The sequence below is a fragment of the Clostridium sp. CS1-1 genome (genome assembly GCF_056135525.1).
Genome location: NZ_CM148680.1, coordinates 672,812 through 693,963 on the forward strand (window position 1 = coordinate 672,812; position 21,152 = coordinate 693,963).

Here is a 21,152-nt window from a genome sequence, read left to right on the forward strand (position 1 = left end):
ATTATGACTATATTAGATAAGATAATTAAGAATAAAATAGTAGCTGTTATAAGAGGGAACAACAAAGAAGAAGCAGAGGCGATAATTAAGGCTGCCATCCATGGCGGCATAAAGATTATAGAAGTTACCTATACAAATAAGGATGCATCAGAGATTATTAAAGGCTTGGTGAACAAGTATGATGATGTAGTCATAGGTGCAGGAAGTGTTTTAAATATAGATACTGCAAAGGAAGCAATTCAAGCAGGAGCACAGTTTATAGTAGGACCTAACTTTCACAGTTCTATTAATAAATACTGTCAGGATAAAAAGGTAGACTACGTACCAGGATGCTTCACACCAACAGAAGTAGTAAATGCCCTAAATGAAGGTGTAGAACTTATAAAATTATTCCCTGGAGAGGTATTAGGTCCTAAATACATTAAAGCTATAAAAGCACCTATTAAGAATGTAAGGGTAATGGTAACTGGCGGAGTTAACTTGGAAAATATTGAAGAGTGGTTAAGCAGTGGAGCAGATGCTTTAGGAATAGGAAGTATACTTACTTCTGGCACGAATAATGAACATGAAAAAATCGCAGGTAAGGCAAGAAGATTCATGGGGAAAGTTGCAGGTGAGAGATAATGGGAAGGTTTCTTTCTATAGGTGAAATACTTGTAAGGTTTACTCCAAAGGCTTTTGACGTTTATGATAACAATAATGAGTTTGAATATTTCTTTGGGGGGTCAGAGGCTAATATAGCTTCTACACTTTCTTTCTGGGATATTGAAAGTTCAATACTATCTGCTCTTCCAGATAACACATTATCAGAAAATGTAAAAAGATATTTTAGAGGACTGGGAGTAGATGTAAGCAATATAGTAACAAAGGGAGAAAAGATAGGTTTATATTTTCTAGAAAGAAGTTCCGGAGTCAGAAACAGCAGTGTTATATATGATAGAAAGCACAGCAGCTTTTCAGAACTTAAAATTGAAGATATTGATATTTCTAAGGTTTTAGAAGGAGTAACTTGGCTTCATTTTAGTGGAATTACCCTAGCAGTAGGAGAAAACTCTAGAAATTTAGTTAGAGAAATAGTTAAAGAGGCTAAAAGGAAAAATATATTTATAAGTATAGATTTAAACTTCAGAAGTAAGATGTGTAGTGCAATAGATGCTAAAAAATATATGACAGAGCTTGCACCTTATGCTGATATGTGCTTTGGCATAGAGCCTATAATGGTTAACGAAGAAGACACAGAGATGTTTGATAGAGAAAATTCTACCAAAGAAGATATATTTGCAAGAATGAAGGAATTAAAAAGTGAATTTCAATTTAAATATATATTTCACACAGAGCGTACAAATGATAAGGAAGACAACAATAGCTATTATGCCTATGGTTTAGGAGAAAACCTTGAAGAGTCAATAAAAGCAACTACTAGAATGACTGAGAGAGTGGGAAGTGGAGATGCTTTTGTAGCTGGAGTAATCTATTCAGTAATGAAAGAGAAAACTTTAAAGGAAGCCTTAGATTTTGGAGTGGCATCGGCTACTCTAAAGTGCACAATAAAAGGTGACAGTATGGCAGTAGAACCTAGTGATGTAGAAAAAATAATATGCTCTAAAAATATTATAGATAGGTAGGAGAGAAAAATGTTACATTCTCAAAAGGTAAGAAAAATAGCTCCTGAAATGGATTCATTAAAAAGAGGTATGGGCTGGGATACTAAGGATCTAGAAAAAATACAAGTAATAGTTGAGAGTACTTATGGTAAAAGTCATCCAGGAAGTGCACATTTAGATGTAATAGTTAATGAAGCCATGTATGAATTAGACAGCCTAGGGGCAAAACCAGCAGATTATTATGCAACAGATGTCTGTGATGGTCAAGCTCAAGGTCATGATGGAATGAATTATTCCCTTGTATCTAGAGAGATAATTGCTAATATGATAGAAATACATGCAAATGCCACAGGCTTTGATGGAGGGGTATTTGTGGCAAGCTGTGATAAAGGCATGCCGGGAAACTTAGTTGCTATGTGCAGAGTTAACATACCTTCTGTAGTTGTTCCTGGTGGAATTATGAATGCTGGACCTAATCTTTTAACATTAAACCAAATAGGAACCTATAGTGCAATGCATAAAAGAGGGGAAATAACTAAGGAACAATATGAGTCTTATAAAGAAAACGCGTGTCCAAGCTGTGGAGCATGTTCGTTTATGGGAACAGCGGCTACCATGCAAGTAGTTAGTGAAGCCTTAGGCTTAGCACTTCCTGGTGCAGCGCTACTTCCATCTACTTCAGATATATTAAAGGTTTATGCTAGAAAGTCTTCAAAGGCCCTTATAAACCTAATAGAAAAGGGAATTAAGGTTTCGGATATAGTAAATAAAAAATCTATTGAGAATGTAATAATGGTTCATGCTGCTATTGGAGGTTCAACTAATGCATTACTTCATATACCAGCAATTGCGAAGGAATTAGGAATAGAAATTAATCCAGAAGACTTTGATAGAATTCATAGAGAAATTCCTTTTATACTAAATGTGAGACCTAGTGGACACTGGCCAGCTAACTATATATTTTATGCAGGTGGAGTGCCAGCTATAATGAATAAAATAAAGAAATATCTTCATTTAGATGTACTTACAGCAACAGGAAAGACCTTAGGAAAAAATCTAGAAGCTTTTGATGCCAAAGAAGTCTATGGAGAATACTTAAAATCAGCACCTAAGATGGACTACAGTGAAGTTATATACGATGCAGAAAACCCAATCAACAAAAGTGGAGCTGTGTCGGTATTAAAAGGTAATATAGCTCCAGAAGGCTGTGTAGTAAAACACTCAAGTCTTCCTGCTGGAATGAAAGATATAAAACTTAAAGTTAGAGCTTTTGACTCAGAGGAGGAAGCTTTTGAAGCAGTAATAAGTGGAAGCATTAAACCAGGAGATGCTATGATTATAAGATATGAGGGACCTAGAGGTTCTGGTATGCCTGAAATGTTCTATACAACAGAGGCAATAGCATCAGATGAAAAGTTAAATTCTACAGTAGCTTTAATAACTGACGGAAGATTCTCAGGAGCAACTAGAGGACCAGCAATAGGACACGTATCGCCAGAAGCAAGTAGTGGTGGTCCAATAGCCTTTGTTAAGGATGGAGATATAATTCATATAAATATAGAACATAGAGGTATAAATATTGTAGGAATAAATGGAGAAGAAAAAAACCTAGAAGAAGTTGCTTATATATTAAATGAAAGAAAAAAAGATTGGAAACCAAAGGCACCTAAATATGCAAAGGGAGTACTTGGACTGTATACAAGTATGGCAACCTCAGGTATGGAAGGTGGAGTTATAAAAATAAAATTATAGATTTATGTTGTTGTAAGGGCAATAAAGTTTACGAATTCTCCAAAATTTTGTAGATTTAGCTTACTATGTTTCACCTTTAACAGTGAAACCCTCGACAAGAATGCCGAGGGTTTTTCTTCTATACTCCTCATTGGATTACTCATTCATAAGTAGAAATAGAAGCATAAAATATATGCTACTTTGAATAAAATTCAGATATTTCGTCTAAGGGCTTTCTATTTTTAATTCTTGTATTATATTCTTTAGCATAACCCATAGAAATTATTAGCGTAACCATTTCATTTTTAGGTATATCTAAATGCTTTTTTATTTCTTTCTCGTTAAACCACCCCATCATACATGTACCCAAACCTTCTTCAGCGGCTTGAAGACAAAAATGCTCAGCTGCAATTCCTACATCTATAAGGTAATAAGGAATACTTGTAATCATTTGTCCTACCTTTGTTTTTAGATTTCCTTTGCTTGCAGTAACTACAACAAGAAGGGGAGCTTTTAAGGAAAATTTATTAAATGAAACTAATTCATTAAATGTTGATTTTGCAACTTTATCTCTTAGTTCTGGAGCATCAACAATAATAAACCTCCATGGCTGAGAATTGCAAGCAGAAGGAGACAGTCGAGCTGCCTCAAGGCAACGGTTTATTTTTTCTGTTTCAACAGGCTTATCAGAATATACACGAACACTCTGACGGGCTTTAGCTAATTCTAAAAAATTCATAGATGTACCTCACAATATTAAATATTTATCCGATGACTAACCGATCTAATACTTCCCCGCACTCTATGAAAGTGATTATCACCAAATCAAAGATATTGGTTCTCTACTTTTTCAAGAGTTGGAGCAAGGAGCGGATGTATCCATGGATAACGAATTTTTAGTATCAAATGGAGTTAACGATCCCTTTGATACTAAAAATTTTGTTTATATACTTATATTACGTTGTATTGCCAGAAAGTAAAATAAAAAAGTCTGATATTAGAGAAATATTATTTATATAAAATAGTTAATATATCAATTCAGCAAAGAAACTGAATCGGGTGTGTCTATATATTTAATATTGAGCATATATGAGGGATAGTAAGGATTATTAAGTTAACTTTAAATTGATGATGCTAAGACTAATAATATGTAAAGTAAAAGATGTTAAGATAACATTCGTCGCTTGATGAGCGGTAAATAAATGAACAAAATTCGATAACTAAAAAGTTGTTGACACTAAGTGTTTGTTTGTGATATTATGTAAAAGCTGTCAAGAAAGATTGAAAATAAAAAACATCAAAAAAATTCTTGACAAAGCAAAATAGAAATGATAAGATATGTGAGCAGTCGAGTTAAATCGACATGATCCTTGAAAATTAAACAGAGTGAAGATAAGTAAAACTTGTTTTAAATAAACCAGCAATTCTTTGAGTTACTTTTAAAGTAACAAAACAGTAATGAGCAAGCAAACTTTTAAATTGAGAGTTTGATCCTGGCTCAGGACGAACGCTGGCGGCGTGCCTAACACATGCAAGTCGAGCGATGAAACCCTTCGGGGTGGATTAGCGGCGGACGGGTGAGTAACACGTGGGTAACCTGCCTCAAAGAGGGGGATAGCCTCCCGAAAGGGAGATTAATACCGCATAACATTAGTTTTTCGCATGAAGAACTAATTAAAGGAGTAATCCGCTTTGAGATGGACCCGCGGCGCATTAGCTAGTTGGTGAGGTAAAGGCTCACCAAGGCGACGATGCGTAGCCGACCTGAGAGGGTGATCGGCCACATTGGAACTGAGATACGGTCCAGACTCCTACGGGAGGCAGCAGTGGGGAATATTGCACAATGGGCGAAAGCCTGATGCAGCAACGCCGCGTGAGTGATGAAGGCCTTCGGGTTGTAAAGCTCTGTCTTTGGGGACGATAATGACGGTACCCAAGGAGGAAGCCACGGCTAACTACGTGCCAGCAGCCGCGGTAATACGTAGGTGGCAAGCGTTGTCCGGATTTACTGGGCGTAAAGGATGCGTAGGCGGATATTTAAGTGAGATGTGAAATTCCCGGGCTTAACTTGGGAGCTGCATTTCAAACTGGATATCTAGAGTGTGGGAGAGGAGAATGGAATTCCTAGTGTAGCGGTGAAATGCGTAGAGATTAGGAAGAACACCAGTGGCGAAGGCGATTCTCTGGACCATAACTGACGCTGAGGCATGAAAGCGTGGGTAGCAAACAGGATTAGATACCCTGGTAGTCCACGCCGTAAACGATGAGTACTAGGTGTAGGGGGGTCCAACCCTCTGTGCCGCAGTTAACACAATAAGTACTCCGCCTGGGAAGTACGATCGCAAGATTAAAACTCAAAGGAATTGACGGGGGCCCGCACAAGCAGCGGAGCATGTGGTTTAATTCGAAGCAACGCGAAGAACCTTACCTGGACTTGACATCCCCTGAATTACTCGTAATGGAGGAAGCCCTTCGGGGCAGGGAGACAGGTGGTGCATGGTTGTCGTCAGCTCGTGTCGTGAGATGTTAGGTTAAGTCCTGCAACGAGCGCAACCCTTATCATTAGTTGCTACCATTAAGTTGAGCACTCTAGTGAGACTGCCCGGGTTAACCGGGAGGAAGGTGGGGATGACGTCAAATCATCATGCCCCTTATGTCCAGGGCTACACACGTGCTACAATGGTGAGTACAATTAGATGCAAACCCGCGAGGGGGAGCCAAACTAAAAAACTCATCCCAGTTCGGATTGTAGGCTGAAACTCGCCTACATGAAGCTGGAGTTGCTAGTAATCGCGAATCAGAATGTCGCGGTGAATACGTTCCCGGGCCTTGTACACACCGCCCGTCACACCATGAGAGCTGGCAACACCCGAAGTCCGTGAGGTAACCGTAAGGAGCCAGCGGCCGAAGGTGGGGTCAGTGATTGGGGTGAAGTCGTAACAAGGTAGCCGTAGGAGAACCTGCGGCTGGATCACCTCCTTTCTAAGGAATAATAACTAGAAACTTAGGTTTTTAGTTACATTGGAATTCTGGTTTACACTCTGTTTAATTTTGAGGGATCATTTTCCTGTTGACTCGATTAGAGTTAGCATGATAAGGTGTATCTCCAATATTGTTCTTTGAAAATTGCACAGTGATAAGCGTTAAATAATGAAAGTTATTTAACATAAACAAAGTAAAGCTAAAGGTATATATACCTTTGTAGAATTATGATTTAAGGTCAAGCTACAAAGGGCGCATGGTGAATGCCTTGGCACCAGTAGCCGATGAAGGACGCGATAAGCTGCGATAAGCTTCGGGTAGGCGCAAATAGCCTGCGATCCGGAGATTTCCGAATGGGGCAACCCACATAGCTAACGCTATGTACTGTAAACTGAATTCATAGGTTTATAGAGGTAGACCCGGGGAACTGAAACATCTAAGTACCCGGAGGAAGAGAAAGAAAAATCGATTTCCTAAGTAGCGGCGAGCGAAAGGGAAAGAGCCCAAACCAGGAACTTGTTCCTGGGGTTGCGGACAGATCATAAACGGAAGTAGGAATTAATCGAAGAGAGCTGGAAGGCTCCGCCATAGAAGGTAACAGCCCTGTAGATGAAAATGAAAACTTCTAGATCTGATCCAGAGTACCACGAGACACGTGAAACCTTGTGGGAAGCAGGGAGGACCACCTCCCAAGGCTAAATACTAACTGGTGACCGATAGTGAAGCAGTACCGTGAGGGAAAGGTGAAAAGAACCCCGGAAGGGGAGTGAAATAGAACCTGAAACCGTGTGTCCACAATCAGTCGAAGCAGTTTTACCTGCGACGACGTGCTTTTTGTAGAACGAGCCAGCGAGTTACGATGTGTAGCAAGGTTAAGTATTTAAGATACGTAGCCGAAGGGAAACCGAGTCTGAATAGGGCAAAAAGTTGCATGTCGTAGACCCGAAACCGGGTGACCTATCCATGGACAGGTTGAAGCGGAAGTAAAATTCCGTGGAGGACCGAACCACATTGGTGTTGAAAAACCATGGGATGAGCTGTGGATAGCGGAGAAATTCCAATCGAACTCGGAGATAGCTGGTTCTCCTCGAAATAGCTTTAGGGCTAGCGTTTTGAATGAGTAGTGGAGGTAGAGCACTGAATGGGCTAGGGGCTGACAACAGTTACTGAACCCTATCAAACTCCGAATGCCATATACTTGAATCAAAGCAGTCAGACTACGAATGATAAGATCCGTGGTCAAAAGGGAAACAGCCCAGACCATCAGCTAAGGTCCCAAAGTGTAAGTTAAGTGGAAAAGGATGTGGGATTTCTAAGACAACTAGGATGTTGGCTTAGAAGCAGCCACTCATTTAAAGAGTGCGTAATAGCTCACTAGTCGAGAGATCCTGCGCCGAAGATGTTCGGGGCTAAAACTTACCACCGAAGCTATGGATTCACCGTAAGGTGAGTGGTAGAGGAGCTTCCTGTATGGGTTGAAGTCGTACCGTAAGGAGCGGTGGACTGTACAGGAGTGAGTATGCTGGCATAAGTAGCGAGAAATAAGTGAGAATCTTATTGGTCGAAAACCTAAGGTTTCCTGAGGAAGGCTCGTCCGCTCAGGGTTAGTCGGGACCTAAGCCGAGGCCGAAAGGCGTAGGTGATGGACAATCGGTTGATATTCCGATACCACCAGTTTGCGTTATTACAAATGGGATGACGCAGGAGGATAAGATGTGCGCACTATTGGATGTGCGTCTAAGCACTTAGGCAGACTAGATAGGCAAATCCGTCTAGTTAATGCTGAGGTGTTACGGGGAGCCCTTTTGGGCGAAGTATCTGATTCCACGCTGCCAAGAAAAGTCTCTATGGAGTAAACTGGTGCCCGTACCGCAAACCGACACAGGTAGGTGAGGAGAGAATCCTAAGACCAGCGGAAGAATTGTTGTCAAGGAACTCGGCAAATTGACCCCGTAACTTCGGGAGAAGGGGTGCCACCGCAAGGTGGTCGCAGAGAATAGGCCCAAGCAACTGTTTAGCAAAAACACAGGTCTCTGCTAAAGCGAAAGCTGATGTATAGGGGCTGACGCCTGCCCGGTGCTGGAAGGTTAAGGGGAACACTTAGCGCAAGCGAAGGTGTGAACTTAAGCCCCAGTAAACGGCGGCCGTAACTATAACGGTCCTAAGGTAGCGAAATTCCTTGTCGGGTAAGTTCCGACCCGCACGAATGGCGTAATGACTTGGGCACTGTCTCGACAACAAATCCGGCGAAATTGTATTGCGAGTGAAGATGCTCGCTACCCGCGATTGGACGGAAAGACCCCGTAGAGCTTTACTGTAGCTTAGCATTGAGTCTCGGTATTGTCTGTACAGGATAGGTGGGAGACTGCGAAGCAGAGGCGTCAGCCTTTGTGGAGTCGTCCTTGGGATACCACCCTGACAGTACTGGGATTCTAACCGGCGGCCATGAATCTGGTCACGGGACATTGTTAGGTGGGCAGTTTGACTGGGGCGGTCGCCTCCTAAAAAGTAACGGAGGCGCCCAAAGGTTCCCTCAGAACGGTTGGAAATCGTTCGTAGAGTGCAAAGGCAGAAGGGAGCCTGACTGCGACACAAACAAGTGGAGCAGGGACGAAAGTCGGGCTTAGTGATCCGGTGGTACCTCGTGGGAGGGCCATCGCTCAACGGATAAAAGCTACCTCGGGGATAACAGGCTGATCTCCCCCAAGAGTCCACATCGACGGGGAGGTTTGGCACCTCGATGTCGGCTCGTCGCATCCTGGGGCTGAAGTAGGTCCCAAGGGTTGGGCTGTTCGCCCATTAAAGCGGCACGCGAGCTGGGTTCAGAACGTCGTGAGACAGTTCGGTCCCTATCCGTCGCGGGCGTAGGAAATTTGAGAGGAGCTGTCCTTAGTACGAGAGGACCGGGATGGACTGACCTCTGGTGCACCAGTTGTTCCGCCAGGAGCACAGCTGGGTAGCTATGTCGGGACGGGATAAACGCTGAAAGCATCTAAGCGTGAAGCCCACCTCAAGATAAGATTTCCCATAGCGTAAGCTAGTAAGACCCCTTGAAGAACACAAGGTTGATAGGTCAGAGGTGTAAGCATGGTAACATGTTCAGCTGACTGATACTAATAGGTCGAGGGCTTGACCTAATATATCACTGTGCAATTTTGAGAGAACATCTCAAATCTAGTGGTTATGACGTGAAGGCTACACCCGTTCCCATTCCGAACACGATGGTTAAGCTTCACAGTGCCGATGGTACTGCACGGGAGACTGTGTGGAAGAGTAGGTCGCTGCTAGGTAAGTAAAAAGGAACACTGAGTTTAATACTTAGTGTTCCTTTTTTTATCGAAATAACCGGATAACATACCAATTCTGAACAGGTCGGTTAAGCTTTACAGTGCTGATGATACTGAGCGGTAGGCTATGTGAAAGAGTAGGTAGATGCCAGGTAAGAAAAAATACTAAGCATTATGTTTAGTATTTTTTCTTATATAAGCTATTAAATATTTTATTATTAAAATCTTATTTTAATTTGTTCTCCTAACTGAGCAAAAGTATCTGCATATTTTTTATTAATACTTATGAAAATTTTTACTGCTAACTGTTCACTATAAATGTAAGAAATCACTCATTTTCAAAATAAATCTTAAGTGTTTTCCATGGAAGTTCAAAAGCAAACTGAAAGCTTTGTATTAAACCATCTCTTAATAAGTCATTATTTTCATCTAGTTTTAAAATTACTTTTTAAGTTTCGACAAATAGGAGAATAATAAATCAGTATATGATATAGTATTATAAGTAACTTACTTTTGTTAAGTAAGTATGGTAGAATATTGACAGGTGGTGAGTGAAGGTGGAAAAATATCATATGTGTCCCAAATTTGAAAACGCTTTTGAATTATTAGGAAAAAGGTGGACTGGACTAATAATAAGAACATTATTGAGTGGAGAAAAGCGATTTTCTGACATAGCAGATGCAATTCCTAATATGAGTGCTCGTATGCTTACGGAAAGATTTAAGGAACTAGAAAAGGAAGGAATTGTTGTTAGAAAAGTTTATCCGGAAACGCCTGTACGTATAGAGTATGAGCTTACAGAAAAAGGGTGTGAATTGCAGGCTGCAATGGATGAAATTCAAAAATGGGCAGGAAAATGGAGTTAACTAAGTATTTAACGCAACAGGGGAGAGATTAAATTGAAAAACTTATTTAGGTTAAATTCTTTAAGGAAAAAGATAATTGTAGGCTTTTTATTATTAACTTTGCTTAATATAACAGCCTCTTTAATTTATGAATTATTTACTACATACTCAAGGATAGAAGCAGATGCTTTAGATAAAACTTATGCATATGCTGAACATATTGAGAAAATTATATCGCCTATAGGAATATCAAATACAGAAAAACTACAAAACAAAATAGTGGAATTAAATAAAACTGAGTACAGTACAGTAGCTTATATAGGAGTATTAGATAATAATCTTAAGTACATAGCAAACACAGATAAGAAAAAAATAGGTACAGTATTTAGAACAGAAGAAACTGAAAATGCAGCTAAAACAAACAAGAATATAAGCTTTGTTTTTAAAGAGAATGATAACACAGAATATATTACTGTAGTGCCATTATATAGTGTAAAAATGGAAGCAGGTTCTGATGCTGTAAGTTCTGCTACTGCTAAAGTAGATGTTCAAGGAACGGTTATTGTAAGCATGAATGCTAATGCTATGATAGCGCGTAGAAATTTAGAATTATTAAAGCTAATAGGTATAGGACTTGTTTTATTTCTAATTTCATTAATTCTAGCAGGATTTATTTCTAAGACAATAACTAAACCAATTAAGGTAATAAGAAAACATCTAGATAAAATGTCTAAAGGAGATTTTACAGAAGGTATAGTTATAGACTCTAAAGATGAGATGTTTTATTTAGCTAATGATATAAACAGAACAAGTTTAGTTTTAAGAGGGATGATAACAGAAATAAAAACTACTGGTAATATTGTGGACAACTACTCCAAGGAACTTGCTTGTTTTACAAATAGTTTGGCGTCAGTAAGCGAAGAAATAGCGGGAGCTATGAGTAGTGCTGGAGAAAATACAACTCTTCAGAGTGTCAGGTTACATGAATCGGCAGAGTCAATTAATATATTTTCTGATAACCTCAATAGTATAAATTTAAAGGTGCAGAATATAGAAGAAAATAGTGTAAATATAAAAAGTGCTGCAAATCTAGGAAGTGAAACAATAGAAGAACTTATTAACTCTGTAAAAGAAGTTCAGAAAAGCTTTGGAATAGTTAGAAATAAAATAGAACAGCTTTCTAGCAGTGTTGGTCAGATACACTCTATAACTGAGACAATAAATAATATTGCTAAGCAAACTAATCTTTTATCACTTAATGCTTCTATAGAAGCTGCAAGAGCTGGGGAATCAGGTAGAGGCTTTGTAGTAGTAGCCCAAGAAGTGCAAAAGCTTGCAGAGCAAACACTTGAATCCTCAAGCAACATTTCTAAACTTGTTAAGCATATTATAGAGAGTACGGAAATGGTTTCAAATACTACTTCAGAGGCTATTAATAAGGTAGATACCCAAGAAGGCACAATTTCTAATACTATTACTGTGTTCAATAGTATAGTTAATGAAATTAATAAGATACTGCCTCAGATTGGAGAAGTTGCTTCAACTTTGGATTATACCATAACAATGAAAGATAATATTTTAAATAATGTAAACACGATTGCAACTATTTCAAAGGATATGTCTGCATCTACAGAAGAAGTGGTTGCATCAGTAGAACAACAAGCTGCCACTATGGGGGATTTATCTAGTTTGTCTGAAAAGATAAAAAGAACTTCTGATTCAATGATGAAGGGGATTGAGAAGTTTAGTATATAATGTTTAAATACTCAACTAGAAAAGCTCTCGATTTTAGGGTTAACCTAATTACGAGAGCTTTTCTAGTCGAGTAACACAAATTTAAGAATAATTGACAATTATTATCAATTAGGTATTGACTATAAGTAAAAAACAATGTATTATAATTACATAAAGTAACTAAGTCAATATAAGTTACAAAGTATAATAATATTAGTAATTAGCTAGGTTATAAAGTATTTAATATATAAGTACTAAAGTTAAAAGCATAAATAATCTAAAAAGATTATAGAAAGATAAAGGAGACGAGTAAAGATGTCAAAAATATTATATATTACAGTTAATCCAAAAATAGAGGGGCAATCTTATAGTTTATTATTAGGAAATACTTTTTTAGATGAATATAGAAATGTGAATTTGTAAATTAATTTTAATTTCTTTTGTAACGTGAGTTTGATAACTAGACTAAGTAGTTATTTATTAAAAAATAGGAGTGAAAAAAATGATTTCTTCAATATTTTTATGTCATGGTGGACCAACACTTGCAGTAGATAACAATGAATATACAGATTTTCTTAAAAACTTAGGAAAAAGACTAAATCCTAAAGCTATAGTTATTTTTACAGCACATTGGGAAAGTGAAGTTACAACAATTTCATCTATAGATGGAACTTATGATATGATTTATGATTTTTATGGTTTTCCGAAAGAATTATACTCTTTAAAATATCCTGCTAAAGGTTCTGTAGAAGTAGCTAATAAGCTTCAGTCTATGCTAATAAATAATGATATTGGATGTAAGCTAGATGAAAATAGAGGGCTAGACCATGGTGCTTGGGATATACTTCATTTAATGTATCCAAAGGCTGATATACCTGTTGTTCAAGTATCTATTAATCCTGATTTAGCAATGGAAAAACAATATGAAATTGGAAGAACTATTAAGGAACTTGGAAAAGAAGATATTTTAGTTATAGGAAGTGGTTCAACTGTCCATAATCTTGCCACAGTTAACTGGAATGCAGAGAAAACAGAAGCATGGGCAGTAGAGTTTGATAGATGGCTTATAGAAAAAGTAGAGAGTAATGATAAAGAAGCACTATTTAACTATAGACAGTTAGCGCCTCATGTAAAGCTAGCTATTCCACGTGAGGAACACATAGTTCCTATGTTTATAGCTATGGGAAGTGGCAATAAAGATAAACCAAAGCTTTTACACCAAAGTTATGAATTTGGAACTTTAAGTTATATATGCTTCGAATTTTAATATATACCCTTGTGAGGCTGAGCAAATATAGCTACGCAAGGGTATAATTTTGTTTATTTTTCTCAACACTTAGAATTTTCTTAACTGTTGATTCTTGATTCAATATACACTACAATGCCCAATTTAACAATATTTTTATACACAAACTATTTATTGGCATGGTTATTGCTTATAATAATGGCATAGATAAAAAGGCGGTGAATCTAATGATACAAATTATTCTAGCTAGTCATGGCGACTTGGCAAAGGGGATGAAAGATGCTTTACAAATGCTCATTGGAGATGTATCTATGGTTGAGGCTTTTTCATCTTACAGGGATGAGAATGTAAATGTTAGAGATGCAGTAGAGGAAATAATAGAAGAAAAATACACCAAAGATGATATCTTTATCTTAACAGATATTCTTGGTGGAAGCGTTAATAATGAAATGATGCCTTTAATGTAATTTTAAGATTGATGAAGAACAATTGAAAAAAGATTTAATATTTAATTTTTCTATAAAGAAAATAATTGAGCAGTTAACAATCTTAGATGTAAATATAGATAGCGCTTCAAATAAAACTAAAATTTAACACTTGATTTTGTTCTATTAATATAGTATTATAAATTTGTAAAACAAATATGAGTAAATAACTAGGAATACTATGAATTGCAATGATGAGAAGAGTACGTTATGAAAGATTTTCAGAGAGAAATCCCCTTGGGTGTAAGGGATTTTATATCTAAAGTAACAGAAGTGCATCTCTGAGCTCTGAATCGAAGTTTAGTAGACTTCAGCGGGTACGCCCGTTAAAGCGTTGAGGTATTATTGTACCGAAATTAGAGTTTTTATGTATTGTATTTGTACATAATAAACAGAGTGGAACCGCGGAATTATACTTCTGCCTCTGTAATAGAGGGAGGAGTTTTTTATTTTCTAAATTATAGATAGAAAAGCTGTCCTAAGATATTGATACTAAATGTGATATTGGTATGTTACTAAATTAAAGGAGGAACAAAAATGAAATTTGAATCATTATTAATACATGGCGGGATAGATGGAGATAAGCATACTGGTGCTGTGAATGTACCAATATATCAAACTTCTACATATAAACAGTCTGAACTAGGTGTACATAGTGGATATGAATACTCAAGAACTGGAAATCCTACAAGAGAAGCCCTAGAAAAATTAATTGCAGAATTAGAGGGTGGTTATGCAGGGTTTGCATTTGCATCTGGTATGGCTGCAACATCAACTGTTCTTATGCTTTTCAAAAGTGGTGATAAAATTCTAATGTCCAGCAATGTTTATGGTGGAAGTTTTAGAGTTATAGATAAAGTATTTAAGAATTTTAATTTAGAATATGAGCTTGTAGATACAAGCGATATTAAGTCAGTTGAAGATAAGATAACAGAAAATGTAAAAGCAATATTTATTGAAACCCCTACAAATCCTTTAATGAGTGTAACTGATATAAGTGAAATAACTAAGATATCTAAGAAACATGGAATATTAACAATTGTAGATAATACATTTATGACTCCATATCTTCAAAAACCAATAGAACTTGGAGCAGATATTGTAGTTCATAGTGCAACTAAATATCTAGGAGGCCATAGTGATTTGATTGCTGGACTAGCAGTAGTAAATACTAAGGAATTGGCAGAAAGGCTTCACTTTGTACAAAACTCTATTGGAGGGGTGTTAAATCCATTTGATTCATTTCTTCTTATAAGAGGAATAAAAACATTATCAGTGAGAATGGACAGACATATGGAAAATGCGGCTTATATTGCGGAGTTCCTTAAGGATCACCCAGCAATTGAGAGAATTTATTATCCAGGATTTGAGAATCATTCCGGTTATGAAATTCAAAAAAAGCAAGCAAGTGGAGTAGGTGCAATGATTTCTTTTGTATTAAAAGAAGGGTATGATGTAAATAAATTTTTCAAAAAATTGAAAGTTGTAACTCTAGCAGAAAGCTTAGGTGGAGTTGAGTCCTTAGTATGTCACCCGGCAACTATGACTCATGCCGCAATACCTTATGAAATGAGACAACAGCTGGGTATAGTTGATACCCTAATAAGATTGTCTGTTGGAATTGAAAACAAAATAGATTTAGCCAAAGATATAGAAAGTGCACTAAATAGTGCTAAATTAAGTTAAACATAAAAGTAGTGATAAATAGAAAAGTTACCTATGAAATTTAGTTAATAGAAATAAGGTTAAAAAGTATTATATAAATTTATAATGAAAATGGAGGTAATAAAGATGATAAAGAATAAAAGAATAAAAGCAATAATAGCAATGGGAATATTAGCAATGGTGGCATTCACAGGATGTTCATCAAAATCTTCTACAGAATCTCAAAAAACTGAAACAGCTAAAGTTATAAAAATAGGTATGTCAGGTGGATATTATCCTTATACATTTAAAGACAAGGATAATAATATAGCTGGTTTTGAAGTTGATGTATGGAATGAAATAGGTAAAAGAACTGGTTACAAGCCAGAGTTCGTAGCTGCATCTTTTAGTGGATTATTTGGAATGTTAGATACCGGTAAAGTCGATACTATAGCAAATGAGATAACTATAACTGATCAAAGAAAAGCTAAATACTTATTTACTACACCTTATGTATACTCTGGTGCTCAGCTAATGGTTAAAAAAGGTAATGACTCAATTAAAAGTCTTGAAGACCTAAAAGGAAAAAAAGTAGGAGTAAGTCTAGGAAGTAACTATGAGCAGATAATAAAAGATTTTGATAAAAATAAGGAAATAAAAGTTGTAACATATGATAACGATGGCGGAATGAGACAGGACGTTGTACTTGGAAGAGCTGATGCTATGATGGATGATAAAGTATCTGCACTTGCAGTAGTTCAAGAAAACAAACTTCCACTTCAGTTAGCCGGTAAGGATGTTCAACCATTGGAAAATGCATTTCCTTTTGTAAATAATGATGCTAACAAAGCAGTTGTGGAAAAAGTAAATAAAGCTCTTGAAGATATGAAAGCAGATGGAACTCTAGAAAAAATATCTAAGAAATGGGTTAACTTAGACATAACTAAAAAGTAATGTTAGGTGGTTATAGCAATGAAACCAGATTTTGATGTGGCTTATATGCTTCAAACTTTCCCGCTTCTTGGGAAATATATTTATTTGACTGTAAGCCTTGCAGTAATATCAATGTTTATAGGATTAATTATAGCATTAATTTTAGTTGCTATATCAACTTATGAAATAAAGCTGCTAAATCCTTTAGCAAAAATTTATATATCTTTCTTCAGAGGAACCCCATTATTAGTGCAGCTTTTCCTGTTGTATTATGGGTTACCTCAGATTATACCCATTTTTAAAAATCTAAATGCATATAGTGCTACCATAATTGGGCTTAGCATGAATGGATCAGCATACATGGTAGAAACCCTTCGTGGAGCTATTAGTTCCGTAGATAAAGGTCAAATGGAAGCAGCATTATCATTAGGATTAACACATTGGCAAGGAATGAAAAAAATAATACTACCACAAGCGGTTAGGGTAGCAATACCTTCTCTTGGAAATACTTTCATAGACTTGCTGAAGAGCTCTTCATTGGCATTTACGCTTGGAGTAGCTGAAATTTTAGCACAAGCTCAAATGTCTGCAGCAGCTACCTATAAGTTTTTTGAAAATTATGCAGCAGTTGCAATAATATACTGGCTAATAATAGTATTCTTTAACCATATACAAAGAATATTAGAAAAAAAGATGAACAATGGATATAGACATTAAATTTAGGCGAAGGAAAAGGATTGTCTACAATACAGATTTATGTGTTGTAGGCAATCCTTTTTTTGTTTTATTCAATTAATCAGTTACTCAGATTAATTGAATAAAACAATGCTGTAAATGGAACAATACGTGGGATACAAAAAATAGGAGGCGATTATATGGATAAACAAAGTATAGCGCTACATGAAGCGATGGAAGTGCATGAAATGCTTAACCTTAAAACTGTCTGTATGACTACATCTAAAATGATGGAAGGAGTTGTATTTGACCAAGAGCTAAAAGCATTGTTAGAGAAGGATGTACAACAATCTATAACAGCAATAAGTGATTTACAGAACCTATTGAAAAAGGCACCAAAAGTAGAGTGAGGGGAGAAAACAGATGATTAACGATTATTTAGAGATTAGAAATGCAGAAGGAATGCCTAAACTTGTTGATGCAACTATGGCTCTTAGTTTTTTGTTAAATGCAAAAAGTGGAGTAAGAAATTGTGCTCTTGCATTAGCTGAGGCTGCTACACCAGAAGTAAGAATAGTTTTAAGGAATCAGTTAGATAACGCAATCAATATGCATGAAGAGATATCTAATATGATGATAGAAAAAGGATGGTTCCATCCAAATAATTTAGATAAACAATTCCAAATGGATATGGAGTCATCTAAAACTGCATCTCAAATTGCTAGTTTAGATCTATTCCCTGGAGATACAAGTAGGATTGGTACTTTCGCAACACCAGAAAAATAATTTAGGAGGTAACAGAAATAATGAAAGCTGTAACATTTCAAGGTATAAAAAATGTGAAAGTTAAAGATGTTCAAGCACCTAAGATTCAAAAAGCAGATGATATTATAGTAAAGCTTACAAGTACTGCCATATGCGGATCAGATTTGCACTTAATTCATGATATGGTTCCTAATCTCCATCAAGACTATATTATAGGGCATGAACCTATGGGGATTGTTGAGGAAGTCGGACCAGAAGTTACAAAGGTAAAAAAGGGAGATAGGGTAATTGTACCTTTCAATGTAAGCTGTGGGGAATGTTTTTTTTGCAAGCATGACTTAACATGTATGTGTGACAACTCAAATCCTAATGGTGAAAATGGTGGATTTTTCGGTTACTCAGAAACCTTTGGAGGATATCCTGGAGGTCAAGCAGAATATATGAGAGTTCCTTATGGTAACTTTACTCCATTTCGTATTCCAGATGATTGTGAGGTAGAGGACGAAAAATTATTATTAATGTCAGATGCTATGGCCACTGCTTATTGGAGCGTAGAAAATGCTGGTGTAAAAAAGGGGAATACAGTAATTATACTTGGTTGTGGACCTATAGGACTTCTAGCACAAAAATTTGCTTGGATGCATGGTGCTGAAAGAGTTATAGCAGTTGATTATATAGATTATCGTTTAGAGCATGCAAAGAAATATAATAAAGTTGAAACAGTAAACTTTGAACAACATCAGAACACTGGTGAGTATTTAAGGGAAATTACTCGCGGTGGGGCTGATATTGTCATTGATTGTGTAGGAATGGATGGAAAGATGACACCACTAGAATTTTTAGGTTCTGGTGTAAAGCTTCAAAGTGGAGCGCTAGGGGCTTTTGTTATGGCTACACAAGCAGTTAGAAAAGGTGGAATGATACAGGTAACAGGAGTCTATGGAGGAAGATATAATGCTTTTCCATTTGGTGATATAATGAATCGCAATATTAATATAAGAACAGGGCAGGCTCCTGTAATTCCATATATGCCAAAGCTATATAATTTACTTGTAGAAGGAAAAGTTGATCCAAGCGATATTATTACACATAGACTGCCAATAGATAAGGCTGAATATGGCTATGAGGTTTTTGACACAAAAACTGATGGATGTATTAAAGTTATTCTTAAGCCATAAATATTAAGAAATACTTAGATGAAAAAGAAGGTTTACTTCACACAATAAAGATAAAGAATTTAGTGTAAAAACTATAAGTAGAGTTATAGATTAAAGTTTAGGAGATGATATTATGCATCAACAAGGAATTGCCCCACATGAAAGTATTGAGTTACATGAACTTTTAACATTTAAGAATGTTTGTCTTACAAAGGCGGTTGCTATGTCCGTATTAGTTTCTGATGATGAATTAAAATCAATTTTAAAGCAGAATGCTGCTTCAACGGAGCAACATATTAAAGAGTTAAGAGGATTTATAGAACAGTCAAATGTAGGTAAAATGAGTGGTTCAAAGAATATACAATCATAGATAAGTTATAGAAAGATGGTGAAATTATGAATGCAATAATTGAAAGCCTTACTGGAATGGATAAAATGAGTGATCAAGTTATCGCTACAGATTTTTTAATATCTGCTAAGAGCGGGATAATTAACTATGCAGCCGCAATAACTGAAACAAAATCGACAGAGGTAAAGGCGGTATTAAGAAGACAGTTAGAAGCTGCTATTTTAACTCATGAAACTATTACAAATTATATGATAAAAAAAGGATACTATAATCCCTATGATTTACAAGAACAATTTAAAGTGGATTTGAAGACAACTGATACAGCTTTAAAGCTTACAAAAGGTATGATGTAGAAGCGTGTGTATAACAAAGGAACATGATAGGCAATGAACTTACACTACTATATAATATCTGAGTAAGACTAGTAATTCAGTATAAAGGTTACTAGTTTTTTTATTTAGTAATATACGAACAAATACACTATATGAGAATTTTTACATCCAAATGATTGATAAAGTTGTAAAAAGGAGTTAGTTCTAAAAGTATAAAAATCAGCATATAATTTATTAAAAAAATACATCCCCCAATTTATTTTATAAATAGGTTGGGGGATGTTCTTTGGAGTGAATAAAAAGGGGGATTAACTTATGAAAGATACTGAACTTTTACAGAAAATATCTAATTCTTTGCAACAACTTTGTACAACTCATAAAATAAAAAGGATTGGGAAATTATCAATAGTTGTAGATAAAAATAGTGAGGTAAACTCTTCAAATTTATATGAATATCTTCGTGGATGTGATGCTGAGCTAGTAGGGGAGTGGACCAATATCATAGTTGAAAAAGAGAGCTTAGATAGTCAAGTTGCAATTCTTCATAGTATAGAAGAGGATAAGATTGAGGATTGAAATCTTTAATTATATGTTATTTAAAAATAGATAAAGGGCATCAGCATCCCTTTATCTATTTTTGAATAAAGTATTATAAATTTTTATAAATATATTCTCTGGTCCATGGCAATTTGTTATTTATGCCTTTAGTAAATAAGAATTGATGAAGATCAATATTACCACAATTAAAGGATGTCGCACAGGAATTTAAATATAATCTCCACATTCTTATAAAGGATTTATCTTTAGTTTTTTTTATTTCAGACAATGAATCTTCAAAATTCTTTGCCCAATGTTCTAAAGTTCTTCCGTAATGTCTTCTAAGACTTTTTACGTCGGTTAAATAAAGTCTGTTATCTGCCATATGAGAAGTCAATTCTCTAACTGATGGTAGATATCCTCCAGGGAAGATATATCTATCAATCCATGTGTTTGTTCCACCTTCACTTTCATTCATACCTGTTATGCAGTGGAGCATGGACAGTCCACCCTCGTTTAATAAATTATTTACCTTAGCAAAATATCCACTAAGGTGATCTTTTCCAACGTGTTCTAACATGCCAACACTGACTACTCTATCAAACTTTCTATTCTTTATTTCCTTATAGTCAATAAAATGAACTTCAACTAAGTTACCTAAATTTTCTTTTTTTATTTTTTCACTAACCTTGGTAAATTGGTCTGAACTTAGAGTTACACCCATAGCTTTTACCCCATATTTCTTGGCTGCATTAATGATCAATTCTCCCTATTTTCTATGTTGTTGATAGATAGGTGGCTGATTATAAGCTAATGTGTTTTACAGATACAATAAATTAACATAAT

Annotated in this window: 18 protein-coding genes, 3 rRNA genes, 1 pseudogene and 1 other annotated feature; of the genes and pseudogenes, 19 read left to right on the top strand and 3 right to left on the bottom strand. The window is 36.1% G+C overall.

Features of this window, described 5'->3' with window-relative positions:
- The first annotated feature begins 3 nt into the window (after window positions 1-3).
- The 3 genes from AC0N0V_RS02980 to ilvD are packed head-to-tail and all read left to right on the top strand — an operon-like array spanning window position 4 to window position 3,356.
- A complete protein-coding gene (locus AC0N0V_RS02980) occupies window positions 4-624 on the top strand; it encodes a bifunctional 2-keto-4-hydroxyglutarate aldolase/2-keto-3-deoxy-6-phosphogluconate aldolase (protein WP_474462050.1) in 621 nt (206 codons plus the stop codon).
- On the top strand, window positions 624-1,625 hold the full coding sequence (locus AC0N0V_RS02985; RefSeq protein WP_474462051.1) for a sugar kinase: 1,002 nt from the start codon (window positions 624-626) through the stop codon (window positions 1,623-1,625). The genes AC0N0V_RS02980 and AC0N0V_RS02985 overlap by 1 nt, the downstream gene beginning before the upstream one ends.
- Before the next feature lie 9 nt (window positions 1,626-1,634).
- A complete protein-coding gene (ilvD, locus tag AC0N0V_RS02990) occupies window positions 1,635-3,356 on the top strand; it encodes a dihydroxy-acid dehydratase (protein ID WP_474462052.1) in 1,722 nt (573 codons plus the stop codon).
- A gap of 175 nt (window positions 3,357-3,531) precedes the next feature.
- On the opposite strand, the gene AC0N0V_RS02995 is transcribed toward ilvD, so the two are convergent.
- The gene (locus AC0N0V_RS02995; protein WP_474462053.1) at window positions 3,532-4,074 is read right to left on the bottom strand and encodes a nitroreductase family protein; all 543 of its coding nucleotides are present in this window, start codon (window positions 4,072-4,074) and stop codon (window positions 3,532-3,534) included.
- A 736-nt stretch (window positions 4,075-4,810) separates the two neighbouring features.
- Here AC0N0V_RS02995 and AC0N0V_RS03000 point away from each other — a divergent pair.
- The 3 genes from AC0N0V_RS03000 to rrf all read left to right on the top strand — a co-directional run bounded on the left by AC0N0V_RS03000 (window position 4,811) and on the right by rrf (window position 9,607).
- Window positions 4,811-6,317: ribosomal RNA gene (locus AC0N0V_RS03000) — 16S ribosomal RNA — on the top strand.
- Between the two features lie 236 nt (window positions 6,318-6,553).
- Window positions 6,554-9,454, top strand: a 23S ribosomal RNA gene (locus tag AC0N0V_RS03005).
- A gap of 36 nt (window positions 9,455-9,490) precedes the next feature.
- Window positions 9,491-9,607 (top strand): 5S ribosomal RNA (gene rrf, locus AC0N0V_RS03010).
- Together the 16S, 23S and 5S rRNA genes form the textbook arrangement of a ribosomal RNA operon.
- Before the next feature lie 325 nt (window positions 9,608-9,932).
- Here rrf and AC0N0V_RS03015 read toward each other — a convergent pair.
- The gene (locus AC0N0V_RS03015; RefSeq protein ID WP_474464422.1) at window positions 9,933-10,046 is read right to left on the bottom strand and encodes a nucleotidyltransferase substrate binding protein; all 114 of its coding nucleotides are present in this window, start codon (window positions 10,044-10,046) and stop codon (window positions 9,933-9,935) included.
- A gap of 115 nt (window positions 10,047-10,161) precedes the next feature.
- Here AC0N0V_RS03015 and AC0N0V_RS03020 point away from each other — a divergent pair, with 115 nt between their 5' ends.
- The 13 genes from AC0N0V_RS03020 (at window position 10,162) to AC0N0V_RS03080 (ending at window position 20,345) form a co-directional block, all read left to right on the top strand.
- Window positions 10,162-10,470, top strand: a complete 309-nt coding sequence (locus tag AC0N0V_RS03020) for a winged helix-turn-helix transcriptional regulator (RefSeq protein ID WP_474462054.1) — start codon at window positions 10,162-10,164, stop codon at window positions 10,468-10,470.
- 33 nt (window positions 10,471-10,503) lie between these two features.
- Window positions 10,504-12,204, top strand: coding sequence for a methyl-accepting chemotaxis protein (locus tag AC0N0V_RS03025; protein WP_474462055.1), 1,701 nt, complete (start codon window positions 10,504-10,506; stop codon window positions 12,202-12,204).
- Window positions 12,205-12,685: 481 nt separating this feature from the next.
- On the top strand, window positions 12,686-13,450 hold the full coding sequence (locus AC0N0V_RS03030) for a DODA-type extradiol aromatic ring-opening family dioxygenase (RefSeq protein WP_474462057.1): 765 nt from the start codon (window positions 12,686-12,688) through the stop codon (window positions 13,448-13,450).
- 206 nt (window positions 13,451-13,656) lie between these two features.
- Window positions 13,657-13,896: a PTS sugar transporter subunit IIA gene (locus tag AC0N0V_RS03035; protein WP_474462058.1), complete on the top strand. Its 240-nt coding sequence runs from the start codon at window positions 13,657-13,659 to the stop codon at window positions 13,894-13,896.
- 200 nt (window positions 13,897-14,096) lie between these two features.
- Window positions 14,097-14,343 (top strand) — a binding site (T-box leader).
- 108 nt (window positions 14,344-14,451) lie between these two features.
- On the top strand, window positions 14,452-15,600 hold the full coding sequence (locus AC0N0V_RS03040; RefSeq protein WP_474462059.1) for a trans-sulfuration enzyme family protein: 1,149 nt from the start codon (window positions 14,452-14,454) through the stop codon (window positions 15,598-15,600).
- A 105-nt stretch (window positions 15,601-15,705) separates the two neighbouring features.
- Window positions 15,706-16,512, top strand: a complete 807-nt coding sequence (locus AC0N0V_RS03045) for an amino acid ABC transporter substrate-binding protein (protein ID WP_474462061.1) — start codon at window positions 15,706-15,708, stop codon at window positions 16,510-16,512.
- A gap of 18 nt (window positions 16,513-16,530) precedes the next feature.
- The gene (locus tag AC0N0V_RS03050) at window positions 16,531-17,208 is read left to right on the top strand and encodes an amino acid ABC transporter permease (protein ID WP_474462062.1); all 678 of its coding nucleotides are present in this window, start codon (window positions 16,531-16,533) and stop codon (window positions 17,206-17,208) included.
- A 158-nt stretch (window positions 17,209-17,366) separates the two neighbouring features.
- Window positions 17,367-17,576 carry a spore coat protein gene (locus AC0N0V_RS03055; protein ID WP_474462063.1) on the top strand — a complete coding sequence of 70 codons (210 nt, stop codon included), beginning with the start codon at window positions 17,367-17,369 and terminating at the stop codon, window positions 17,574-17,576.
- Window positions 17,577-17,589: 13 nt separating this feature from the next.
- The gene (locus tag AC0N0V_RS03060) at window positions 17,590-17,952 is read left to right on the top strand and encodes a spore coat protein (RefSeq protein WP_474462064.1); all 363 of its coding nucleotides are present in this window, start codon (window positions 17,590-17,592) and stop codon (window positions 17,950-17,952) included.
- Window positions 17,953-17,972: 20 nt separating this feature from the next.
- On the top strand, window positions 17,973-19,109 hold the full coding sequence (locus tag AC0N0V_RS03065) for a zinc-dependent alcohol dehydrogenase (protein WP_474462065.1): 1,137 nt from the start codon (window positions 17,973-17,975) through the stop codon (window positions 19,107-19,109).
- A gap of 112 nt (window positions 19,110-19,221) precedes the next feature.
- Window positions 19,222-19,458 (top strand): spore coat protein, encoded by a 237-nt coding sequence (locus tag AC0N0V_RS03070; RefSeq protein ID WP_474462066.1) that lies wholly within the window; start codon window positions 19,222-19,224, stop codon window positions 19,456-19,458.
- A gap of 26 nt (window positions 19,459-19,484) precedes the next feature.
- Window positions 19,485-19,790 (top strand): spore coat protein, encoded by a 306-nt coding sequence (locus AC0N0V_RS03075; RefSeq protein WP_474462067.1) that lies wholly within the window; start codon window positions 19,485-19,487, stop codon window positions 19,788-19,790.
- A 294-nt stretch (window positions 19,791-20,084) separates the two neighbouring features.
- Window positions 20,085-20,345: a hypothetical protein gene (locus AC0N0V_RS03080; protein WP_474462068.1), complete on the top strand. Its 261-nt coding sequence runs from the start codon at window positions 20,085-20,087 to the stop codon at window positions 20,343-20,345.
- Between the two features lie 73 nt (window positions 20,346-20,418).
- Here the strand turns inward: AC0N0V_RS03080 and AC0N0V_RS03085 are convergent.
- Window positions 20,419-21,075, bottom strand: a pseudogene (locus AC0N0V_RS03085) (class I SAM-dependent methyltransferase); the annotation flags it as partial.
- Window positions 21,076-21,152: the final 77 nt, after the last annotated feature.

What these genes read in the sequence shown, in the direction of transcription:
- AC0N0V_RS02980 (WP_474462050.1), top strand. Translation starts at nt 4, where the DNA reads ATGACTATATTAGATAAGATAATTAAGAATAAAATAGTAGCTGTTATA.
- AC0N0V_RS02985 (WP_474462051.1), top strand. Translation starts at nt 624, where the DNA reads ATGGGAAGGTTTCTTTCTATAGGTGAAATACTTGTAAGGTTTACTCCA.
- ilvD (WP_474462052.1), top strand. Translation starts at nt 1,635, where the DNA reads ATGTTACATTCTCAAAAGGTAAGAAAAATAGCTCCTGAAATGGATTCA.
- AC0N0V_RS02995 (WP_474462053.1), bottom strand. Translation starts at nt 4,074, where the DNA reads ATGAATTTTTTAGAATTAGCTAAAGCCCGTCAGAGTGTTCGTGTATAT.
- AC0N0V_RS03030 (WP_474462057.1), top strand. Translation starts at nt 12,686, where the DNA reads ATGATTTCTTCAATATTTTTATGTCATGGTGGACCAACACTTGCAGTA.
- AC0N0V_RS03035 (WP_474462058.1), top strand. Translation starts at nt 13,657, where the DNA reads ATGATACAAATTATTCTAGCTAGTCATGGCGACTTGGCAAAGGGGATG.
- AC0N0V_RS03040 (WP_474462059.1), top strand. Translation starts at nt 14,452, where the DNA reads ATGAAATTTGAATCATTATTAATACATGGCGGGATAGATGGAGATAAG.
- AC0N0V_RS03045 (WP_474462061.1), top strand. Translation starts at nt 15,706, where the DNA reads ATGATAAAGAATAAAAGAATAAAAGCAATAATAGCAATGGGAATATTA.
- AC0N0V_RS03050 (WP_474462062.1), top strand. Translation starts at nt 16,531, where the DNA reads ATGAAACCAGATTTTGATGTGGCTTATATGCTTCAAACTTTCCCGCTT.
- AC0N0V_RS03055 (WP_474462063.1), top strand. Translation starts at nt 17,367, where the DNA reads ATGGATAAACAAAGTATAGCGCTACATGAAGCGATGGAAGTGCATGAA.
- AC0N0V_RS03060 (WP_474462064.1), top strand. Translation starts at nt 17,590, where the DNA reads ATGATTAACGATTATTTAGAGATTAGAAATGCAGAAGGAATGCCTAAA.
- AC0N0V_RS03065 (WP_474462065.1), top strand. Translation starts at nt 17,973, where the DNA reads ATGAAAGCTGTAACATTTCAAGGTATAAAAAATGTGAAAGTTAAAGAT.
- AC0N0V_RS03070 (WP_474462066.1), top strand. Translation starts at nt 19,222, where the DNA reads ATGCATCAACAAGGAATTGCCCCACATGAAAGTATTGAGTTACATGAA.
- AC0N0V_RS03075 (WP_474462067.1), top strand. Translation starts at nt 19,485, where the DNA reads ATGAATGCAATAATTGAAAGCCTTACTGGAATGGATAAAATGAGTGAT.
- AC0N0V_RS03080 (WP_474462068.1), top strand. Translation starts at nt 20,085, where the DNA reads ATGAAAGATACTGAACTTTTACAGAAAATATCTAATTCTTTGCAACAA.